The sequence below is a fragment of the Eubacterium sp. An11 genome (genome assembly GCF_002161065.1).
Classification (GTDB): domain Bacteria; phylum Bacillota; class Clostridia; order Lachnospirales; family Lachnospiraceae; genus Anaerobutyricum; species Anaerobutyricum faecale.
Window position 1 is genome coordinate 31,403 of sequence record NZ_NFLV01000023.1, and the last position, 19,543, is coordinate 50,945.

Genomic DNA, 19,543 nt, shown 5'->3' on the forward strand with positions numbered 1-19,543 from the left:
GGGGGATTACCATATAAAGATACATATATGATCGTGAAAAGTGGTCAGTTGGCATATCAGCTGAGAAACTGTGACAGAAAGAGGAGGAGACATATCGGTGGATCCTCCTCTTTTCCTGTAAGTTTGGATTTTTTTACAAAAAACATATTTTGTGGTTTTTCTGCTTCTATAATAATATTGTAGTTTTCTGCAGTTTTGAAAGGCCGGCGTTTGGATGACAGCATTCAGTGATGTGATGATATTATTCAGTGATTCAGATATATGCCGGCTCAGACGATGAGCCGTCGTCGCGGCCTGGCAGAATTTATTCCCGGAAGTTTCGCTGTGTTGACATAAAACAGGGGCTCCTTTATAATACTAAAGATAATGAAAACACTGTTTTATGACGTTTTCCGCCAATAAAAAGCGGGGCGTTATTCAGCTGAGCAAAACAATGGAAGGATAGAAAAATATGGGGAAAATTCAGGTTATCACCGATTCAGCCAGTGACATTTCTTATGAAAATGAAAAAAGATACAATATACACATTATTCCATTTCCGGTCGTTATAGGGGAGAAGTCATATCTCAGCAGAGTGGATATGGATAATGAAGGCTTTTATAAACTGATGGAGGAACAGGAAGATGTGCCAAAGACTTCACAGATCACCTCCTATCAGTTTGAGGAGCTGTATTATGAGTGTTATCAGAAGGGATGCACAGATGTCATTCTTGTGATGATCAATTCTAAGGGGTCAGCCACCTATGAGAATTCACTGCTGGCCATCGACACATTTTTTGAGGAGCATCCGGAGTGTGAGGGTAAGATTTCTATTTACAGTCATGACGGGCGCAGTTATTCCGGCGCCTACGGCCAGCCGGTGATCAAGGCCTGTCAGATGGCGGAGGCGGGGGCATCCGCAGAGGAGATCAACCGGTATCTGGAAGATATCCTGGTGCGGCGCTGTGTTTATTTTGGCATTTATAATCTGAAATACGCCGGCAGATCCGGACGGATTCCGAGCGCCGCCGCCTTCGTTGGCGACAAGCTTGGGATCAAGCCGATCATGAAGATCTGGGATAGTGAGATCACCACCGCGGCCAAATGCCGGGGAGAAAAGAAAGTGGTGGCCAAAATTGCAGATATGACCGTGGCGGAAATGGAACCGGGATCGGAGTATCAGGTTGTTTACGGCAGCGATCAAAGCTGTGCGGACGAGATGATCCAGAAGATGACGGAGAAGGTCGGCTACGGCCCGACGGAAGTCTATCAGATTGGCGTGGCAGTGGCAGCCAACGCCGGACCAAAGGTATCCGGAGTACTTTTTGACCGGAAGAAATAATGGAGAAGAAAGGGGAGGCTGAAGGTTGGAGATGCAGAAAAAAAGAATATCAATCCTGGGGGATTCCGTCAGTACATTTGCCGGGTATACACCGGACGGAGCGCTTTTTTACGATTCGTGGAGACAGGGAGAGACCGGCGTGACCAGCCCGGACGATACCTGGTGGATGCAGGTGATCCAGGGGTTGGGCGGCGTGCTGGGCGTCAATAACTCCTACGCCGGGAGTACAGTATCCGGCAGTCTTGCTTCCTCCGGAACATCGGAGCAGAGGCTGCAGGCTCTGGGAGCCGAGGGTGATCCGGATATGATTCTTGTGGCCATGGGCGCCAACGACTGGGGATTTGGCGTGAATCCGCAGGAGTTTGAATATGAATACCGGCGGATGCTGCAGCGCCTCAATCGTCTGTATCCGAAGGCGGAGCTTTGGTGCGCCACATTGCTGCGGGGCAGATCGGTGGAGGAAGAAGAAATGTTTTTCAATGTGGAGAGCGTTCTCTCTCCCGGTATTTATTCTGATATCATCAGGAAAACCGCTCTGGAAGAGGGAGTTCATCTGGCGGATCTCGCCGGCTATCATGCGGAGTATGAGACCATCGACGGCGTTCATCCTAATAAAGAAGGAATGAAACTGATTTCCTGCCTGTGGCTGAAGGAACTGCAGAAGTAGCAGGAAGGAGAAAGGAGACGGATATGAAGCGACATACGAAATGGCTGTTTGCCGCTCTGTTTGTACTTGCGGGAGTGTTGTTCCTGCCGAAAGCGCAGACAGAGGCGCAGGCAGCGGCGAGAATCAATTATACCTCGCTGAAATTAAAACAGGGAACCACCAAGAAGCTTAAGATCAAAGATTCATCCGCCAAGGTGCAGTGGTCCAGCAGCAAGCCGAATGTGGTCGCTGTAAATAAAAAGGGACGAATTACCGCTGTCAAGGGCGGCAAGGCGGTTATCACCGCAAAGACCAGGAAAAAAGAGTTTCGCTGCAAGGTGACGGTGACGGGGTTAAACACCAGCACCCTGACACTCAGCAAAGGAACAAAATATACGTTGAAGGCCAAAAATACAAAGGTCATCAGCTGGTCCAGCAACAATGAAAAGATTGCCAAGGTGAGCAAGAAGGGCGTGGTCAAAGCAAAGAAGACGGGGAAAACGGTTATCAAATGTAAGACAACGTCCGGAACGCTGAAATGTAAGGTCTATGTGGCGGCCCTCAACACCACCTCTCTGCGGCTGGCTGTGGGCTCTCAGTATCAGCTTAGTGTCAGCAAAACAGGAGACGACTGCCGGTGGTCTAGCGCCAATGCGTCGGTGGCTTCCGTGGACGCCAACGGAGTGGTCACAGCTAACGGATACGGCGGCACCACCACCATTACCTGTAAGACCGGAAAGGCAGCCCTTCAATGTACGGTGAAGGCTGTATCGCCGGGGAATATCACCACGCCGATGAGCGCTCTGCCATCCACAAGCGTGGCAGATGTACTGGATGTGACAGTGGAAAGTTACCCGGGAACAAGAACCTATACGGTATACAGGCAGTCCGCCAGCGTGAATAAGACCAGCGGCGATAACGGCGTATACTCTGGTTATATGCCTGCCCATGGATGTGCTGCCTGCGCAGTTTCCACCGTGTTGAGCGGATATTCAGGTATGAAGATGGGGCCAATCTACATGACCGAGTCCATCGAGAGACGGATTTTCGGCACGGCATGGCAGGAGAATTACAGCAAAGCGCAGAGCAAACAGATGCCTGTTTCCCTTTACGGTATCACGAAGATTCTGGACGCCTACAATGTGTCCAATGAATATGTGAGACAGTTTGATCAGGTTATGGCCGTTCAGCAGATCACGAATCATTTGAAGACCGGCAACGCCGTGATCATTGAGGTGAAGAAGATTGGCAGTGACGCCAAATGGTCCAACAGCAAGCATACGCTGGTCCTGCTGGGCATGACCGATAACGGATATGCCATCGTGGCTGATTCTGCGGACCGGGCCGATTATTTCGGCGATCAGAGAAGGATCAAATATGCCACTGTGATGGAGCTGGTACAGTACATGTTCCCATGTACAAACCCTACATCCACTTCCGTATACTACACTTCAGAATCCGCTTGTGGCGGTTACATTCTGGTGAATCCGCAGTAAACAGGGGCCGGAGGAGCGTTTGCGGTGAAGATATATTTTACAGTGGAGATATATTCTTGTGACGATGCGGGCAATCTGTATCTGAGAAAATATCACGGATAATTGAACTACATAAAGACGCCGGGTAAAGGAACTGCAGTTGGCAGCAGACTTTACCCGGTTTTTTTTATTTCATAGAAAATTGCATTCCTATGAAATAAAAAACGCTCCGCGAGGATCGCACTGCGGCGGATAGGAAGATGCAGGCGCCATCATAGAAATGCTGAGAGATATTTACAAGAATATTCAGGATATCGTACTGGATGGAGTGACGGAGGAAGAGCAGGAAGTGTTAGCCAGAGTCGCCAGAAAGGTAAACCAGAATATCAGCAGGGTACTGTAATGGACACAGAGCGCATATGAATGAATAAACCGATGGTAGTATTTTATAAAAAAGAAGAGGTGCAGGATATTTTGAAAAAACTGGTTATTTTTTATGATGACACAAAACAGAGTTGCTGCGATTATGTCAGTGAATTTGAGAAGCACGGGAACGTCGATGTCAGAAAGGCATCGGAACACCGGGACAAATCCATGATTTTTGCCACGGGCGCCAGCATCGGTCTGGTTTTTGAAAGTAAGAATGGAAAGATTCCTTATGAGATTTCCCATGTGATCTGGCGTCTCATTGCGGATAAAAAAGAATCCCACATGATTCTGGTAACCGGCGGAAGCAGAGAGTTAAAGGCCATACAGACCGCGAAAAATGAGATGGAGCAGCGGGGATATCAGGTGAAGAATGTGTATTCCAAATATACTCTTCAGAAAAGGAAGCTGGAAGGAGCAGCAGCTGTGGAAGGCATCCTTGCAGATCTGGCAGAAGGACGGGAGCACATTTTCCCGAGAGAACGGTTCCGTCATATGACGAAGAAAGAGCGCAGGAGACATATGCGGAACGAATTAAAAGCCTACCGCAAATATGTGAAGAATGAGGAAAAGAAATTAATGGAAGGCTGACAAAATGTATGACAAAAAGGACAGTTTCCTTTTATTTCTTAGGCAAATGAAATATTAACTAAATTAAATTGCATTTTTTTCGAAACCTGCCGATAAATCATGGAAAATCTGCAGAAACTGTGATACAATGGTTGCAATTGCAGAGGCAGAAAGGAAGTTATAGTTATGGAAAAGAAAAATTTAGACTGGAGTTCCATAGGATTTAATTATCGGCAGACAGATGCCAGATTTGTGGCAAATTATAAAAACGGCGCCTGGGATGAAGGTACCATGACAGACGACGCCACAGTAGTGATCAGTGAATGTGCCGGTGTTCTTCAGTATGCACAGACATGTTTTGAAGGACTGAAGGCTTATACAACGGAAGACGGCAAAGTAGTCTGCTTCCGCCCGGATTTGAATGCAGCGCGTATGGCGGACAGCTGCAGAAGACTGGAGATGCCTGTCTATCCGGAAGATAAATTTGTAGATGCAGTAGTGAAAACTGTGCAGGCGAACTTAGCTTATGTTCCGCCGTTTGGCTCAGGAGCGACTCTGTATATCCGTCCGTATATGTTCGGATCGGATGCGGTCATCGGAGTAAAACCTTCCGAAGAGTATCAGTTCCGTGTATTTGTGACACCGGTGGGTCCGTATTTCCAGGGCGGTGCAAAACCGATCACCATCCGTGTCTGTGATTATGACCGTGCGGCACCTCACGGAACCGGACATATCAAGGCAGGTCTTAACTATGCCATGAGCCTGTATCCGATCGTGGAGGCGCATCGTCTTGGCTATGATGAGAACATGTATCTGGATGCTGCCACAAGAACCAAGGTGGAGGAGACCGGCGGAGCTAACTTTATCTTTATCACCAAAGATGGTACCCTGGTAACACCGAAGTCTGACAGTATCCTTCCATCCATCACCCGTCGTTCCATCGTATATGTTGCAGAACATTATCTGGGAATGAAAGTAGAGCACAGACCAGTATACTTTGATGAAGTAAAAGATTTCGCGGAATGTGGTCTCTGTGGTACCGCAGCTGTTATCTCTCCTGTTGGAAAGATTGACGACCACGGAAAAGAAATCTGCTTCCCAAGCGGTATGGATGAAATGGGTCCGGTAACGAAGAAGCTTTACGATACCCTGACCGGCATCCAGATGGGCCACATTGAGGCTCCGGAAGGCTGGATCAAGGTAATCTCCGAATAAGATTCTCCCCGCACTGCCCCCACAGACATCATGGAGGGCATGAAAGAGAATAAAGAAACATAAGATACTCTGTCTGCAGAGAAATGTTTGAAAGGACATTTTTCTGTACAGACAGAGTTTTTTTATTTCATAGGAAATTGCATTCCTATGAAATAAAAAACGCTCCGCGAGGATCGCACTGCGGCGGATAGGAAATTGGATCCGGGGCTCTGGTTTTTATGCATAATAGCTAAAGATATGTAAATTAAAGATGTTTTTTATGTCATTTTATGATATACTGTATTAAACCAAACGTAGGGAGGATTTACAGATGCAGGATAGTAAACAGATAAAAAATAAAAAGCAGAATAGTGAGTCGGCTTATGATTTTATAACGGAGTTTGACCAGTATCTTTTTGGCCAGGGTACCCATTATGATTTATATAATAAGCTGGGCGCGCATCCGATGACACTGGAGGGGCAGCAGGGGGTATTTTTTGCTGTGTGGGCGCCAAATGCTCAGAAGGTTTCTGTTGTGGGTGATTTCAATAAATGGGACAGAAAAGCACATTTAATGAAAAGAACAGAGCCGATGGGAATTTATGAACTGTTTATTCCAGATCTGGGAGAAGGGGAGATTTACAAGTACTGCGTCACAACCAAACAGGGCAACGATGTTTTGAAGACAGACCCTTATGCCTTCCAGATGGAAAAGAGACCGAACAACGCCTCCGTGGTAACAGATATTTCTGATTTTAAGTGGGGCGATAAGAAATGGATGGAACACCGGAGAAAGTTTGATGTGCGGAAAGATCCGATGTTTGTCTATGAGGTGCATCCGGGTTCCTGGAAGAAACATCCGATCACCGATGAAGATGAGGACGGTTTCTATAACTACAGAGAGCTGGCAGTGGAGCTGGCGAAATATGTGAAAGATATGGGCTATACCCATGTGGAGCTGATGGGTATCGCGGAACATCCGTTTGACGGTTCCTGGGGTTATCAGGTGACAGGGTATTTTGCGCCGACATCCCGCCATGGTTCCGCACAGGACTTCCAGTATTTTGTGAATTACCTGCATGAACATAAGATCGGCATCATCCTTGACTGGGTTCCTGCGCATTTCCCTCGGGATGCCTTCGGACTGGCTGAATTTGACGGCACCTGCCTTTATGAGTATGCGGACCCGAGAAAAGGCGAGCATCCGGACTGGGGAACCAAAGTATTTGATTACGGCAAGACAGAAGTCAAGAATTTCCTGATCTGCAACGCTCTGTACTGGATCGAGAAATATCACATTGACGGCCTGCGTGTGGATGCCGTTGCGTCCATGCTGTACCTGGATTACGGCCGGAGAGACGGACAGTGGGTGCCGAATATTTACGGCGGCAATGAGAACCTGGAAGCCATTGAGTTCTTTAAACATCTGAATACCGTGGTGGAGGGACGGAATCCTGGCGCTGTGATGATCGCGGAGGAATCCACCGCGTGGCCGAAAGTAACGGACAAGGCAGAGTACGGCGGATTGAATTTCAGCCTCAAATGGAACATGGGCTGGATGCATGACTTCCTGGAATACATGAAGCTGGACCCGTATTTCAGAAAATATAACCATAACAAGATGACTTTTGCCATGATGTATGCTTATGCGGAGAATTATATGCTGGTACTCTCCCACGATGAGGTGGTACATCTGAAATGTTCCATGATCGAGAAGATGCCGGGACTTTACGATGATAAGTTCCGCAACCTGATGGTGGGTTATGCTTTTATGACCGGACATCCGGGCAAGAAGCTTCTGTTTATGGGACAGGATTTCGGACAGCATCAGGAGTGGAGCGAGGCCAGAGAGCTTGACTGGTTCTTGCTGGAGAAAGACAGAAACCGTCAGCTGCAGAACTTTGTGCGGGCGCTTCTGCACATTTACAATAAAAATAAATGCCTTTACGAGTATGACTGCTATCCGGAAGGATTTGAGTGGATCAACGCCAACGATGGCGACAGGAGCATTTTCTCCTTCACCAGACATTCCGAGAACGGCAAGAACAATCTGCTCTTCGTCTGCAACTTTACGCCGGTGGCAAGACCGGATTACCGGGTGGGCACCACCTGCCGCAGAAAACATACGCTGATCCTGAACAGCGACGCTGCGGAATTCGGCGGTTCCGGAAAGAAACGTCCGGAAGTGTACAAGCCGGTGAAGAAGCCTTGCGATGACCGTAAATACTCCATCGCTTATGACCTGCCGGCATATGGAGTGGCGATTTTTAAATATTGATCGGAAAGTTCCGTCGATGGCAGTCCGTCGGCGGGATTTCTGTTTGTTCGATGATTTTTTATTTCCGGAGAAAATATGACAGATAACAAAGACAGAATAATTCTATATTGGAAAAAGGACGCTTCGGGGCGGTATTTTCTTTCGCCCGGAGGAAAGACCGGACGTCTCGACGGCCCGGAGCTGGAAGTTGTGATTAAAATGTCTGAGGAGGAAACGGAGAACCAGATGACCCGGGCAACGCAGACAACCCGGACAATCCGGGCAGCCCGGACCAAAACGGTGGTATCCGAAGACAGAGGAAGCGGCGGGAACGGACCGGAGGCCCGTGTGTTCCGCGTTTTTCAACAAAAAGCTGGAACTTATGGTGCGTACAGCGAATATATGACCCGGCATGGCTGTGCCTGCTGTTCGCTGACTACCCTGTTGGCGGCCTATGTGCCGCAGTATCTTGATTTGCGTCCCGATGAGACCATCGCCCGGGTGGAGAGAGAACATTTTGATGAAAAGGTCTGGCAGAAGAATTACAGCAGACATATCGCCAGACAAATGCCGGTTTCCCTCTATGGCATTTCCCGGATTCTTACGGATTATCAGGTGCCGCACCGGTATGTGGGAGCCTTTGCGGATGACGAGGCCATGGAAGAGATTGGCGTGCATCTTCGTTCCGGCCGGCCGGTGGTGGTGGAGACCAGCCGTATGAAAAGAGAGAACGGTCGGATTGTCCGGTGGTTTGACAAGCGGTTCGCCGGTTCGTATCATACCATGATTCTCCTGGGAGAGGATGAGAGCGGGCGGGTGATCTTCACGGATTCCGCCACCAGAGAGTGGTCGGGAGACTGGCAGCGGCTTAAGAAAGCAGAGCTTTCCGATTTGCTTTCTTATATGTTCCCTCAGCGGAATACAGAGGACACCCACGTGTATTTCAGCCGGAGACGGAACACCGGCGGTTATATTTTGGTAACCGTTCTGCCATAATCGAGGAAACAGGCGCGCAGTGCCGGGTAAGCTGCATTAGCAGCGAGTTTCTGAGATGTCATGGCTGAACTGTTACATGTCCTGATGTAGCAAGTGCGTTGGAATTCCCGTTGGGTTAAAAGACTTCCGACTGGAAGATTTCTGGTTGACAAACCCTGTTTTTTTGCTTACAATAGGTTACATCAAAAATCATCCGATTGAGATAACAACCACAAAGATGATAAAAACGGTGACGGAAACAAGTAGCTTTCGCAGGAATATCCAGAGAGCGGCCGGCTGGTGAAAGGCCAATAGGACTGTGGACAGTGAATACATTCCCGAGTTGCACACTGAACGGAGAGCCAAGAGACGGCGGATGCGTATGGCAGATGACGGACAGAAGGCTGCCGGAGATGCTTCCGGTTCCTGCGCAGGGACGAAGGAGAGCAGTCCTGGAGGATCTCCCTGTAGGCTGTGACGGGGTGGCGGGCGTTATTCCCGCTGAGACTGTGAATACGCAGCCTCATGAGACGGACAGCGTAAGCTGTCAGTGAAATAAGGTGGTACCGCGAGAACTTTCGCCCTTATCTGTTTGAACAGATAGGGGCGTTTTTTATTTCATAAGAAATTGTATTTCTATGAAATAAAAAACGATCCGCGAGGACCGCGCTGCGGCGGATAGGAAGATGCCGCAGATGCGGCTGCACTCGGCTCAGGAGTTCCATGTGGCAGAACTCCTTTTTACGCACTACAAATCAGGAGGAAAGAAAGATGACATTATACGATGAATTAGTGGCAAGGGGACTTATTGCTCAGGTGACCAATGAAGAGGAAATCAAAAAGATGATCAATGCGGGAGAGGCGACTTTCTACATTGGTTTTGACCCGACGGCGGACAGCCTTCATGTGGGACATTTCATGGCTCTGTGCCTGATGAAACGTCTGCAGATGGCAGGCAATAAACCGATCGCCCTGCTGGGAGGCGGAACCGGAATGATCGGCGATCCGTCCGGACGGACTGACATGCGTCAGATGATGACCAAGGAGACCATCAATCACAATATCGAGTGCTTTAAAAAGCAGATGAGCCGTTTTATCGATTTCTCCGACGGCAAGGCGCTGATGGTCAACAATGCGGACTGGCTGCTGGATCTTAATTATGTGGATCTGCTCCGTGAAGTGGGAGCTTGCTTCTCCGTCAATAACATGCTTCGTGCTGAATGCTATAAACAGCGGATGGAGAAAGGCCTGTCCTTCCTGGAGTTTAACTACATGATCATGCAGAGCTACGACTTCTACGCATTATACCAGAAATACGGCTGTAATATGCAGTTTGGCGGCAATGACCAGTGGAGCAACATGCTGGGCGGAACAGAGCTGATCCGTCGTAAGCTTGGCAAAGACGCTTACGCCATGACTATCACCCTGCTGCTGAACTCCGAGGGCAAGAAAATGGGTAAGACTCAGTCCGGCGCTGTATGGCTGGATCCGAATAAAACTTCTCCGTTTGATTTCTACCAGTACTGGAGAAATGTGGCTGACGCCGATGTTATGAAATGTATCCGTATGCTGACTTTCCTGCCGCTGGAAGAAATCGACGCCATGGCAGACTGGGAAGGCAGCCAGTTAAATAAAGCCAAAGAAATCCTTGCTTACGAACTTACTAAACTGGTGCATGGCGAGGAAGAGGCAAAGAAGGCAGAGAGCGCAGCAAAAGCATTCTTCGTGCAGGGCAGCGCGGCAGGCGCAGATATGCCGGAATGTGTGCTGGCGGAGGAAGACTTTACGGACGGCAGCATTGATATCCTGAGTCTTCTGGTAAAAGCAGAGCTGGCGGCAACCCGTTCCGAGGCAAGAAGAAATGTAACCCAGGGCGGCGTTACCATGGACGGCGAGAAAGTAACGGATATCAAAGCTTCTTACACCATGGATGATTTCCAGGGAGACGGTCATGTTTTAAAACGTGGCAAGAAGAAATTTAAAAAGATTCTTGCAAAATAATTTTCGGACAAAATACATTTGTCAGGAATACTTTTCAGGGGCATGGGTATACTGTTTCTGTCAGTTCACAGCGTAAAGCGTGAGCGGGAAAGGAGTAAATCTTATGTCTAAAAATCAGAAAAACAGTCAGAATAACGCAAAAAACCGTTCCGGAAATTCTTCCAGAAACAGCAGTCAGAACTGCCCGAGAAGTTCTTCAAAGAGCGGTTCTCAGAACAGTTCCCGGAATCAGTCTGATGATGAATCCGACGGGGACGGGCAAGGGCATCTGAGCAAAGGCGGGGCAGAGACAGTGCCGAAGGACAGCGATGATTTTTGGCGCCGGCAGAACGGGCAAATTTGCCGGATCCATAAAGGCGCGAGGAATTATCTGCCGTCCGGCACACGGTGGTGCTGGTAAATGTGCCGCAAAGTCCGGGATGCGGTGGACGGTGCCGCAAAACTCATGGCACCGATGACTGTGTTGCGAAGACAATGGAATAAATGAGCATGGAGGCTGTATTGCCGGCAGAAGATTCAGACCGGCAGGCAGCCTCTTTGTTTTTTATTTAAGAAATACAGATGGGATTTGCTGTTAAGTAAAAAACTATCCGGCAGGGAGCGTGTCGCCATGGAACAGGAAACCGGGCAGTTTTGCTGCATAATATGATAGTAAAGGACAGGGGAGGAAACAGTTCATGCTGAATTTTATTTCCGTATCGGATGCGCTCAGATTATGCTATGATAAGAAAGGGATTCTTGTGGACGTTCGTTCAGAAGAAGATTACAGAAACGGCCATCTTCCCATGGCGGAACATGTGCCGCTGGAAAAAATACTGCAGGGAGGATACAGGCCGGAGAACGGCATGCCGGTATTTTTATATTGCGACACAGGGGCAGCCAGCCTGCTGGCGGCCAAAAAGCTGGGAGAAGAGGGTGTGGAGGCATACAGCGTGGCCGGAGGCCTGACCTCTTACCGGGGATACCTGGAAAAAGAGGAGGATAAGCTCTGGACCATGGTATTTGTGGAATAAAGGGTCCCTGCGGAGCCGGGGGATTGCAGACCGGAGGAGGCAAAGCGGGGATAGGAGTTGACACATTCCTGCGGAATCAGTAAAATACTTCTATATTATAGTTTACAGTGAATTTACAGCAGAGCAGATGGAGGAAGAATGGAAGGCAGATATGAGTTTGTGGCGCCGTGTCATTTTGGACTGGAAGCGGTGAGCAAAAGAGAAATCAGCGATTTGGGATACGAGATTGTCCGGGTAGAGGACGGCAAAGTGACTTTTACCGGGGATGTGGAGGCTCTGGTAAGAGCCAATATTTTTTTGAGGACAACTCAGCGGATTTTGTGGAAGGTGGCGGAGTTTCGGGCTGTGACCTTTGAGGAGCTGTTCCAGGGGATTAAAAATATACCATGGGAGGAGTATTTCCCAAAGGATGCCCGTTTCTGGGTCACCAAAGCGACCTCAGTGAAAAGCACGCTTTTCAGTACTTCTGATATCCAGTCCATTGCCAAGAAGGCTATGGTGGAGAGGATGAAAGAGCATTATCATATCAGCTGGTTTGCAGAGACCGGGCAGGAATACCCGGTGCGTATTTCCATTTATAAAGATATGGTGACCGTGGGACTGGATACTTCCGGCGAGAGCCTGCATAAGCGGGGGTACCGGAAGATGGTCAGCAAGGCACCGATCGAGGAGACGCTGGCAGCGGCTCTTATCAGGCTGACTCCGTGGAATAAGGACAGGATTTTGGTCGATCCGTTCTGCGGCAGCGGTACATTTCCTATTGAGGCGGCCATGATGGGGGCAAATATCGCTCCTGGTATGCGCCGGACATTCCAGGGACAGCAGTGGAAGAATCTTGTTTCGGAAGAAGTATGGCAGAGGGGTTTTGAGGAGGCGCAGGATCTGGTGGATACCAGTGTGAAGATGGATATCCAGGGATATGATATTGATCCCCTTATCGTAAAGGCCGCCAGAGAAAACGCCGGCCGCGCCGGTGTGGCGGAACTGATCCATTTTCAGCAGCGTCCGATACATAAACTGCGTCATCCGAAGAAGTACGGTTTTGTCATCACCAATCCTCCGTACGGAGAGCGGATGGAGGAGAAAGAGGACATGCCGATTCTCTACCGGGAGATCGGCGAGGCGTTTTCCCATCTGGACGACTGGTCGGAATACATTATCACCGCCTATGAGGATGCCGAACGGTACATCGGCAGAAAGGCGGACAAGAACCGGAAAATCTATAACGGCATGATGAAGACCTATTTCTATCAGTTCCTGGGACCGAAGCCGCCGCGGCGCAAGCGGCCGGAGCAGGCAGGCAAAGCGTGAGGCGGCGGATAATGTATGCATAAGAGCTTGTGGAAACGGTAAAATGCAGAAGAGTGAAAGGTGTGGATAAATAGAATGAAAAAGAAACTGATATTTGCAACGGGAAACGAAGGAAAAATGCGGGAGATCCGCCAGATTCTCGGCGACATGGATTATGAGATCCTTTCCATGAAAGAAGCAGGCGTGGATGTGGAGATCGTGGAAGACGGCGAAACCTTTGAGGACAATGCCATCATCAAGGCAAAGACCGTCATGGAAGCTACCGGCTGTCTGACATTGGCGGATGATTCAGGGCTGGAGATTGATTACCTTAACAAAGAACCAGGTGTGCTTTCCGCCAGATACATGGGAGAGAACACATCTTACCGCATCAAAAATCAGATTCTGCTGGACCGGCTTCACGGCGTGCCGGCGGCAGTGCGGGGCGCGCGGTTTGTCTGCGTCATCGCCGCCGCATTTCCGGACGGACACATTGAGACAAGGCGGGCTACCATCGAGGGACGGATTGCCGATGAACCTGCGGGAGAAAACGGTTTTGGCTATGACCCGATTTTCTATGTGCCGGAGCTGGGAAAGACCACCGCGGAGCTTTCCGAAGAAGAAAAAAATGCCATCAGTCACAGAGGGAAAGCCCTCAGAATGATAAAGGAGATTTTGTAAATGAGAATTTTAGTGATCAGTGATTCTCATGGACGTAATGATGATGTGTCCGGTGTCATCCGTCAGGTTGGCCCCATCGACACACTCATCCATTGCGGCGATGTGGAACGCGGAGATGATTATATCCGTTCACTGGTAGACTGTCCGGTATACATGGTCGCTGGAAATAACGACTACAATCTGGACCTTCCGCCGAAAATCATAACAAAGATCGGAAATTACCGGGTGATGATCGTCCATGGACACACCTATCATGTATACAGAGGCGTCGATTATCTGAAACGGGCAGCCCTGGAGGAAAAGGTGGATGTGGTCATGTTCGGCCATACCCATGTTCCTTTCATCGATATCGGCCATACCCTCACGATCTTAAATCCGGGCAGTTTGTCTTATCCGAGACAGACATCCCGCAAACCAACCTTTCTCCTCATGGAGATTGATGAAAACGGACAGGCTCACTACGGACATGGCTACTACAAATCAAAGTTCAGCGAGCTGACCATATAGACGAGTCAGAAAAACAGAATAGAAGGAGATGAACATGAAAAAAGGAGACATTTTAGAAGGAAAAGTATTGAAAACAGAGTTTCCCAACAAAGGGATCTTATATATAGAAGAGAAAAAAGTGGTCGTAAAAAATGCACTGGAAGGCCAGACCATCCGCTTCTCTGTCAGCAAAAAGCGAAAAGACCGGGTGGAAGGCCGCCTGCTGGAAGTACTTGCGCCGTCGCCTCTGGAGACTGCATCCCAGGACCGTGTCTGTCAGCATTTCGGTATCTGCGGCGGCTGCGCCTACCAGACTCTACCTTATGAGGAACAGCTGGCCCTGAAGAAACGCCAGGTGGAAGATCTCATTGAAAAAGCCGGCTTTGATTTTCCTGTGGAAGATATCTACGGCAGTCCCATCGCCCGGGGTTACCGCAATAAGATGGAGTACACTTTCGGAGATGAGGAGAAGGGCGGACCGCTGGCGCTGGGCATGCACCGGAAAAACAGCTTTTATGATATTGTCTCCTTAAAGGACTGTCACATCGCAGACCCGGATTTTATGATTATTTTGCAGGCAGTCCTTCAGTATTTTACGTCCATCGGCGCATCCTACTACCACAAAATGCGAAAGGAAGGGTTCCTCCGTCATCTGGTGCTGCGCCGATCCGTCAAGACCGGCGATATTCTTGTAAATCTGGTCACCACCACTCAGTCGGAGCTGGATACCGACGTCTTTGTGCAGGCGCTCACATCCGCAAAAATCGATGGAAAGATTGTGGGGATTCTCCACACCTTAAACGACAGTCCGGCGGACGTGGTGCAGAGCGACGAGACCCGTCTCCTCTACGGCCAGGACTATTTTTATGAATACCTGCTGGATATGCGTTTTAAAATCTCTCCGTTCTCCTTTTTCCAGACCAACACTCTGGGAGCGGAGGTTCTCTACGAAAAAGTAGGCGAGTACGTGGGAGATACAAAGGACAAGCTCATCTACGACCTTTACACCGGCACCGGCACCATCGCCCAGATGATGGCGCCATACGCCAGGAAAGTGGTCGGTGTGGAAATCGTCGAGGAAGCCGTGGAGGCTGCCCTCCTCAACGCCGGGGATAATCACCTGACTAATTGTGAATTCATTGCCGGCGATGTCCTCAAGGTTGTGGATAACCTCACCGAAAAACCGGACATGATCATCCTCGACCCTCCCCGCGACGGTGTCAATCCGAAGGCCCTTCGCAAGATTATCCGCTTCGGCGTCGACGAGATGGTCTATGTCAGCTGCAAACCAACCAGCCTCATGCGCGATCTGGTGATGCTCCAGGAGGCCGGCTACGCCGTGAAGCGCTGCTGCTTGGTTGATATGTTCCCGATGACCACGGGAGTGGAGACTGTGTGCCTTCTTTCTCGCAAAAATCAGACGGTTTGAGCGTCAGAGCAATACCTCAAAATGCAACTTGTATTTACCAAGTGAGAAAAAGTACTGCGAGAATTATAATTGTCAAATATAAAAAGATAAAATGTGTCAAAAAAAGTAAATGACCCAGGATCTGACCTGCGGGTATCTTAAATAAGGTAACCGCGGGTCTTTTTTCGTATCTTCCAAAATGTTATGATAAGCATGACAGACAGTTGTCATGTTTGGATTGTTATGATACAAGCGGGAGGGGCAAATGAAAACAGATCGACTGATTGGTATTTTGTCGGTTCTTTTGAAGAAGGAGAAATGCACCGCTCCGGAGCTGGCGGAGAGGTTTGAGGTTTCAAGGAGAACGATTAACCGGGATATAGAGGCGCTGTGCAGGGCAGGGATACCTATCTGTACCATGCAGGGAGTCGGCGGTGGTATCCGCATTATGGACGGATACCGGATGGACAGGACATTGTTGACTTCCAGGGATATGCAGATGATTCTGGCGGGACTGCGCAGTCTGGACAGTGTCAGTGGCAGCAGTTATTACAGGCAGTTAATGGAAAAGCTGCAGGTGGGCGGAGCGGATTTCGTCAGCGGCAGGGATTCCGTGCTCATTGATCTGTCCTCGTGGTATAAGGAATCCCTAGCTCCCAAAATCGCACTGGTCCAGGATGCCATTGCCGAAAGAAAGCGGATTGCATTTCATTATTATGCGCCGGGAGGAGAGAGCATCCGGCAGGTGGAGCCGTATTATCTGGTGTTCAAATGGTCCAGCTGGTATGTGTGGGGCTGGTGTCTGGCACGAAAGGATTTTCGTTTATTTAAACTGAACCGGCTGGATCGTTTAAAAATAATGGAGGAAGATTTTGCGCCCAGGCCGGTGCCGATGCCGGATTTGTCCAATGAAAGAATCTTTCCGGCGAATATCCGGGTAAAAGTTGCCTTTGAATCAGATGCGAAATGGAGACTGGTGGAAGACTTCGGACCCGAATGTTTTGTGGAGCAGGAAGACGGGCGCCTTCTGTTTCAGATGGATTACACCGACGAGGAATCTCTGGTGGGCTGGCTGCTGACTTTTGGGGCAAGAGCAGAGGTTCTGGAGCCGGAAACAATAAGGGAGAAATTGCTGAAAACAGTGGAAGGAGTTATATCTGTTTACCAAAGAGAAGGAGAAAAGAAACGGGAGAAGTAGGGCATACTGGTATGCCTGCGTGAGACAGTAAGACAATTAAAGCAGATGATAGCAGGAGGAAAATCTATGGCACAAAAAGAACTGGCGCTTTATGTGGCAGAACAGCTGGAACCGCTGGAAGATATCCGATATATTCCCATGATGGGAGGCTGGCTGTTTTATTATCGGGAAAAGTTAATTGGCGGCATATACGAAGAAGGATTTGCTGTGAAGGATACATCGGCGTCCAGAAGATTTATGCCGGACTGCCGGAATGAGGTGTGGGAAAATACCCCGGCGGCTTTGCTGCCCTGCACTATTTTGGAAGACAGTGAGAAATTGTGTCAGATGGTAAGGGAAATGTATCCGGAACTTCCGGCTCCGAAGGCGAAGAAACCGGGAAAAAGAAGGAGGAAAACAGATGGCGTTTGATTATAAGAAAGAATACAAAGAATTTTATCTTCCGGGCAGGAAACCGCAGATCATAGAGGTTCCGAAAATGAACTTTATTGCCGTCAGAGGAATGGGCGATCCCAATGAGGAGGGCGGCGCTTATAAAGAATCCATCAGCCTTTTGTACGGCATTGCATTTACCATTAAAATGAGCAAGAAAGGTAGCCGTCAGATAGAAGGGTATTTCGATTATGTAGTGCCGCCGCTGGAAGGATTCTGGCGACAGGAAGGCGTTCAGGGAATTGATTATGGGAGAAAAGACGAACTGCAGTGGATATCTGTCATCCGTCTGCCGGATTTTGTGGACAAAGAGGATTTTGACTGGGCAGTTGCGGAGGCAGAGAGGAAGAAAAAACAGGATTTTTCCAAGGTGGAATTTCTTACCATAGAAGAAGGATTGTGCGTCCAGTGCATGCATATCGGAGCCTTTGATGATGAGCCGGCGACCATTGATCTGATGGATACATTTCTTGAGAAAAAGGGTTATATAAACGATTTCTCCGATGAGCGGATGCACCATGAGATTTATCTGTCCGACGCCAGACGTGTTCCGGTGGAGAAATGGAGGACAGTGGTGCGGCATCCGGTGAGAAAGGCGTGACAGATTAAAATATGTTTTGGTTAGTTATTAAGTTCTGCAAGCATGATTTGTTCCAGACGAGTGATATCTGGAAACACAACTTTTTTGCCTCTTGCATGAAGCTGACGAAGCCGTTTCATGTTAGTGCTGACTTCTTTGTGGATGGAGTGTTTTACTGGTACGGGATTGTTATTGCGGGTATGTATATGATCCAGATAGTACTCCCGGACTGGAAACATATTCTGAAGGAGAAATGCAGCTTCACGCCCATCAAATTCACCAAGAACAATAGTGAGGCATCGGCCATATTTTTGTACCTGTTTATCATGAATCGCCCGAAATTTTTCCACACGGGTACTTAACGGGACCATCCATAGCAGGGAGGTTTTTTTGTCGCGGAGACAATAAAAGGTAGGACGATATGTGCCGTTTTCTTTATTCTGCATCAGTCTGCTGTCATGCACTTTTTCGAAATATTCGTCTTTAATATGGTAAACATAACCTTCCTGATAAATCATTTTTCCTCCCTAAAAAATCAGCCCTGCCATGCAGCAGGGCCGAGAATTTTCAAGCCGGACATTTATTAGACGCTTCCGGTGAGCGAGCCATATTTTCGAGCCGTTCATTTATAGGCCGCCAGCGGTAAGCGGACAATATTTTCGATGACAGGAATCCCTGCCTCTATTATTATTATATGTTTGAACATGAAATATGTCAATGAAAATAAGAAAAAAATATAGTATAAAGAATGTAATAATGATAAAAATATAAATGTTTTAATCTTATTCCTCTCGACAGAAAGTAAGGCAAAGCTGTATAATATTTGTGGTACAATACTTTTTGTGCTTTATATCAATGAAAAAAGACAAAGATAAAAACGCAACGTACGTCTTTTGGATGTGCCAGAGCCGGTAGGTAGCCCGGCCGTCCCGTTCGGTGAAACGGGGTAAGTAACCTGCCCCTCCGGGTTGTCCGTTCTTTGTCCATAACACATTTTAGGAGGGAACGTTATGGACAAGATAAGCGGAAAACTGACGGTATATTTTGAGGATCCTTTTTGGGTGGGAGTCTTTGAACGGATTTCCGATGGAAAATTATCCGTATGCAAGGTCACATTTGGTGCGGAGCCAAAGGATTATGAAGTATGGGATTTCGTCCTCAGATGTTACAGCAGGCTTATGTTCAGTCCGGCTGTTGCAGCTCGGTTGAAACCGATTGCCAGGAATCCAAAGCGCAGGCTGCGGGATGCTAAAAAGCAGACGCAGAGCGTCGGGATAGGAACAAAGTCTCAGCAGGCCCTGCAGATGCAGCGGGAGGAGAAGAAACTCAGCAGCAGAAAGGATAGCAGGACAGCGAAAGAGGCAGGAAAAGAGCAGAGATTCCAGTTAAAACAGCAAAAACGAAAAGAAAAGCACAGAGGACATTGAATGGCTTTTCTGTCATTACCGGTTTGCGGTCATACGCAGACCGGTTTTTTGGTATGACGGGCATGCCGTCAGTCTGTGGTGAAAGTCCACAAGGGGCGTAGTTGCCGACGAACCCCATAGCGACTCCCAAGGTTTACATCGTGAGGTGTGGGTGAGAAGAAGG

The 19,543-nt window shown here is 48.6% G+C and carries 21 protein-coding genes; 20 read left to right on the top strand and 1 reads right to left on the bottom strand.

Going from position 1 to position 19,543, the window contains the following annotated elements; all coding sequences use genetic code 11:
* The first annotated feature begins 451 nt into the window (after positions 1-451).
* From B5E53_RS14230 to B5E53_RS14310, 19 genes are all read left to right on the top strand, one after another.
* A complete protein-coding gene (locus B5E53_RS14230) occupies positions 452-1,321 on the top strand; it encodes a DegV family protein (RefSeq protein ID WP_087316181.1) in 870 nt (289 codons plus the stop codon).
* A 31-nt stretch (positions 1,322-1,352) separates the two neighbouring features.
* On the top strand, positions 1,353-1,988 hold the full coding sequence (locus B5E53_RS14235; RefSeq protein ID WP_140401507.1) for an SGNH/GDSL hydrolase family protein: 636 nt from the start codon (positions 1,353-1,355) through the stop codon (positions 1,986-1,988).
* Positions 1,989-2,011: 23 nt separating this feature from the next.
* Entirely contained in the window at positions 2,012-3,463 is a 1,452-nt protein-coding gene (locus B5E53_RS14240; RefSeq protein ID WP_087316185.1) for an Ig-like domain-containing protein, read from the top strand.
* 259 nt (positions 3,464-3,722) lie between these two features.
* Positions 3,723-3,845 (top strand): hypothetical protein, encoded by a 123-nt coding sequence (locus B5E53_RS20000; protein WP_275532693.1) that lies wholly within the window; start codon positions 3,723-3,725, stop codon positions 3,843-3,845.
* Between the two features lie 20 nt (positions 3,846-3,865).
* Positions 3,866-4,459 carry a hypothetical protein gene (locus B5E53_RS14245; RefSeq protein WP_087316187.1) on the top strand — a complete coding sequence of 198 codons (594 nt, stop codon included), beginning with the start codon at positions 3,866-3,868 and terminating at the stop codon, positions 4,457-4,459.
* A 165-nt stretch (positions 4,460-4,624) separates the two neighbouring features.
* Complete coding sequence (locus B5E53_RS14250) at positions 4,625-5,653, top strand: branched-chain amino acid aminotransferase (RefSeq protein ID WP_087316189.1); 1,029 nt, start codon at positions 4,625-4,627, stop codon at positions 5,651-5,653.
* Between the two features lie 310 nt (positions 5,654-5,963).
* On the top strand, positions 5,964-7,910 hold the full coding sequence (glgB, locus tag B5E53_RS14255; RefSeq protein WP_087316191.1) for a 1,4-alpha-glucan branching protein GlgB: 1,947 nt from the start codon (positions 5,964-5,966) through the stop codon (positions 7,908-7,910).
* Positions 7,911-7,985: 75 nt separating this feature from the next.
* Positions 7,986-8,885: a cell division protein SepF gene (locus B5E53_RS14260; RefSeq protein ID WP_087316193.1), complete on the top strand. Its 900-nt coding sequence runs from the start codon at positions 7,986-7,988 to the stop codon at positions 8,883-8,885.
* Positions 8,886-9,253: 368 nt separating this feature from the next.
* On the top strand, positions 9,254-9,418 hold the full coding sequence (locus B5E53_RS19320) for a hypothetical protein (protein WP_162611927.1): 165 nt from the start codon (positions 9,254-9,256) through the stop codon (positions 9,416-9,418).
* Positions 9,419-9,635: 217 nt separating this feature from the next.
* Positions 9,636-10,865: a tyrosine--tRNA ligase gene (tyrS, locus tag B5E53_RS14265; RefSeq protein WP_087316195.1), complete on the top strand. Its 1,230-nt coding sequence runs from the start codon at positions 9,636-9,638 to the stop codon at positions 10,863-10,865.
* A 103-nt stretch (positions 10,866-10,968) separates the two neighbouring features.
* Positions 10,969-11,265: a hypothetical protein gene (locus tag B5E53_RS14270; protein ID WP_087316197.1), complete on the top strand. Its 297-nt coding sequence runs from the start codon at positions 10,969-10,971 to the stop codon at positions 11,263-11,265.
* A gap of 277 nt (positions 11,266-11,542) precedes the next feature.
* Entirely contained in the window at positions 11,543-11,878 is a 336-nt protein-coding gene (locus B5E53_RS14275; RefSeq protein ID WP_087316200.1) for a rhodanese-like domain-containing protein, read from the top strand.
* Positions 11,879-12,016: 138 nt separating this feature from the next.
* Positions 12,017-13,189, top strand: a complete 1,173-nt coding sequence (locus B5E53_RS14280) for a class I SAM-dependent RNA methyltransferase (RefSeq protein ID WP_087316202.1) — start codon at positions 12,017-12,019, stop codon at positions 13,187-13,189.
* A gap of 75 nt (positions 13,190-13,264) precedes the next feature.
* On the top strand, positions 13,265-13,849 hold the full coding sequence (locus B5E53_RS14285; RefSeq protein ID WP_087316204.1) for an XTP/dITP diphosphatase: 585 nt from the start codon (positions 13,265-13,267) through the stop codon (positions 13,847-13,849).
* On the top strand, positions 13,850-14,356 hold the full coding sequence (locus tag B5E53_RS14290) for a metallophosphoesterase (RefSeq protein WP_087316206.1): 507 nt from the start codon (positions 13,850-13,852) through the stop codon (positions 14,354-14,356).
* A 34-nt stretch (positions 14,357-14,390) separates the two neighbouring features.
* Positions 14,391-15,764: a 23S rRNA (uracil(1939)-C(5))-methyltransferase RlmD gene (rlmD, locus tag B5E53_RS14295; protein ID WP_087316208.1), complete on the top strand. Its 1,374-nt coding sequence runs from the start codon at positions 14,391-14,393 to the stop codon at positions 15,762-15,764.
* 244 nt (positions 15,765-16,008) lie between these two features.
* A complete protein-coding gene (locus tag B5E53_RS14300; RefSeq protein ID WP_087316210.1) occupies positions 16,009-16,941 on the top strand; it encodes a YafY family protein in 933 nt (310 codons plus the stop codon).
* Between the two features lie 66 nt (positions 16,942-17,007).
* Entirely contained in the window at positions 17,008-17,352 is a 345-nt protein-coding gene (locus tag B5E53_RS14305; RefSeq protein ID WP_087316212.1) for a transcriptional regulator, read from the top strand.
* The gene (locus B5E53_RS14310; protein ID WP_087316214.1) at positions 17,342-17,974 is read left to right on the top strand and encodes a GyrI-like domain-containing protein; all 633 of its coding nucleotides are present in this window, start codon (positions 17,342-17,344) and stop codon (positions 17,972-17,974) included. The genes B5E53_RS14305 and B5E53_RS14310 overlap by 11 nt, the downstream gene beginning before the upstream one ends.
* A 20-nt stretch (positions 17,975-17,994) precedes the next feature.
* Here B5E53_RS14310 and B5E53_RS14315 read toward each other — a convergent pair whose 3' ends face one another.
* Positions 17,995-18,471, bottom strand: coding sequence for a hypothetical protein (locus tag B5E53_RS14315; RefSeq protein WP_087316216.1), 477 nt, complete (start codon positions 18,469-18,471; stop codon positions 17,995-17,997).
* 492 nt (positions 18,472-18,963) lie between these two features.
* On the opposite strand from B5E53_RS14315, the gene B5E53_RS14320 reads away from it, so the two are divergent.
* Positions 18,964-19,380, top strand: coding sequence for a YjdF family protein (locus B5E53_RS14320; protein WP_087316218.1), 417 nt, complete (start codon positions 18,964-18,966; stop codon positions 19,378-19,380).
* The last annotated feature ends 163 nt before the right edge of the window (positions 19,381-19,543 follow it).

Bases quoted from the DNA above. Each gene is read 5' to 3' on its own strand.
- B5E53_RS14230 (WP_087316181.1), top strand. From the start codon at position 452: ATGGGGAAAATTCAGGTTATCACCGATTCAGCCAGTGACATTTCTTAT.
- B5E53_RS14235 (WP_140401507.1), top strand. From the start codon at position 1,353: ATGCAGAAAAAAAGAATATCAATCCTGGGGGATTCCGTCAGTACATTT.
- B5E53_RS14240 (WP_087316185.1), top strand. From the start codon at position 2,012: ATGAAGCGACATACGAAATGGCTGTTTGCCGCTCTGTTTGTACTTGCG.
- B5E53_RS20000 (WP_275532693.1), top strand. From the start codon at position 3,723: ATGCTGAGAGATATTTACAAGAATATTCAGGATATCGTACTGGATGGA.
- B5E53_RS14245 (WP_087316187.1), top strand. From the start codon at position 3,866: ATGAATAAACCGATGGTAGTATTTTATAAAAAAGAAGAGGTGCAGGAT.
- B5E53_RS14250 (WP_087316189.1), top strand. From the start codon at position 4,625: ATGGAAAAGAAAAATTTAGACTGGAGTTCCATAGGATTTAATTATCGG.
- glgB (WP_087316191.1), top strand. From the start codon at position 5,964: ATGCAGGATAGTAAACAGATAAAAAATAAAAAGCAGAATAGTGAGTCG.
- B5E53_RS14260 (WP_087316193.1), top strand. From the start codon at position 7,986: ATGACAGATAACAAAGACAGAATAATTCTATATTGGAAAAAGGACGCT.
- B5E53_RS19320 (WP_162611927.1), top strand. From the start codon at position 9,254: ATGACGGACAGAAGGCTGCCGGAGATGCTTCCGGTTCCTGCGCAGGGA.
- tyrS (WP_087316195.1), top strand. From the start codon at position 9,636: ATGACATTATACGATGAATTAGTGGCAAGGGGACTTATTGCTCAGGTG.
- B5E53_RS14270 (WP_087316197.1), top strand. From the start codon at position 10,969: ATGTCTAAAAATCAGAAAAACAGTCAGAATAACGCAAAAAACCGTTCC.
- B5E53_RS14275 (WP_087316200.1), top strand. From the start codon at position 11,543: ATGCTGAATTTTATTTCCGTATCGGATGCGCTCAGATTATGCTATGAT.
- B5E53_RS14280 (WP_087316202.1), top strand. From the start codon at position 12,017: ATGGAAGGCAGATATGAGTTTGTGGCGCCGTGTCATTTTGGACTGGAA.
- B5E53_RS14285 (WP_087316204.1), top strand. From the start codon at position 13,265: ATGAAAAAGAAACTGATATTTGCAACGGGAAACGAAGGAAAAATGCGG.
- B5E53_RS14290 (WP_087316206.1), top strand. From the start codon at position 13,850: ATGAGAATTTTAGTGATCAGTGATTCTCATGGACGTAATGATGATGTG.
- rlmD (WP_087316208.1), top strand. From the start codon at position 14,391: ATGAAAAAAGGAGACATTTTAGAAGGAAAAGTATTGAAAACAGAGTTT.
- B5E53_RS14300 (WP_087316210.1), top strand. From the start codon at position 16,009: ATGAAAACAGATCGACTGATTGGTATTTTGTCGGTTCTTTTGAAGAAG.
- B5E53_RS14305 (WP_087316212.1), top strand. From the start codon at position 17,008: ATGGCACAAAAAGAACTGGCGCTTTATGTGGCAGAACAGCTGGAACCG.
- B5E53_RS14310 (WP_087316214.1), top strand. From the start codon at position 17,342: ATGGCGTTTGATTATAAGAAAGAATACAAAGAATTTTATCTTCCGGGC.
- B5E53_RS14315 (WP_087316216.1), bottom strand. From the start codon at position 18,471: ATGATTTATCAGGAAGGTTATGTTTACCATATTAAAGACGAATATTTC.
- B5E53_RS14320 (WP_087316218.1), top strand. From the start codon at position 18,964: ATGGACAAGATAAGCGGAAAACTGACGGTATATTTTGAGGATCCTTTT.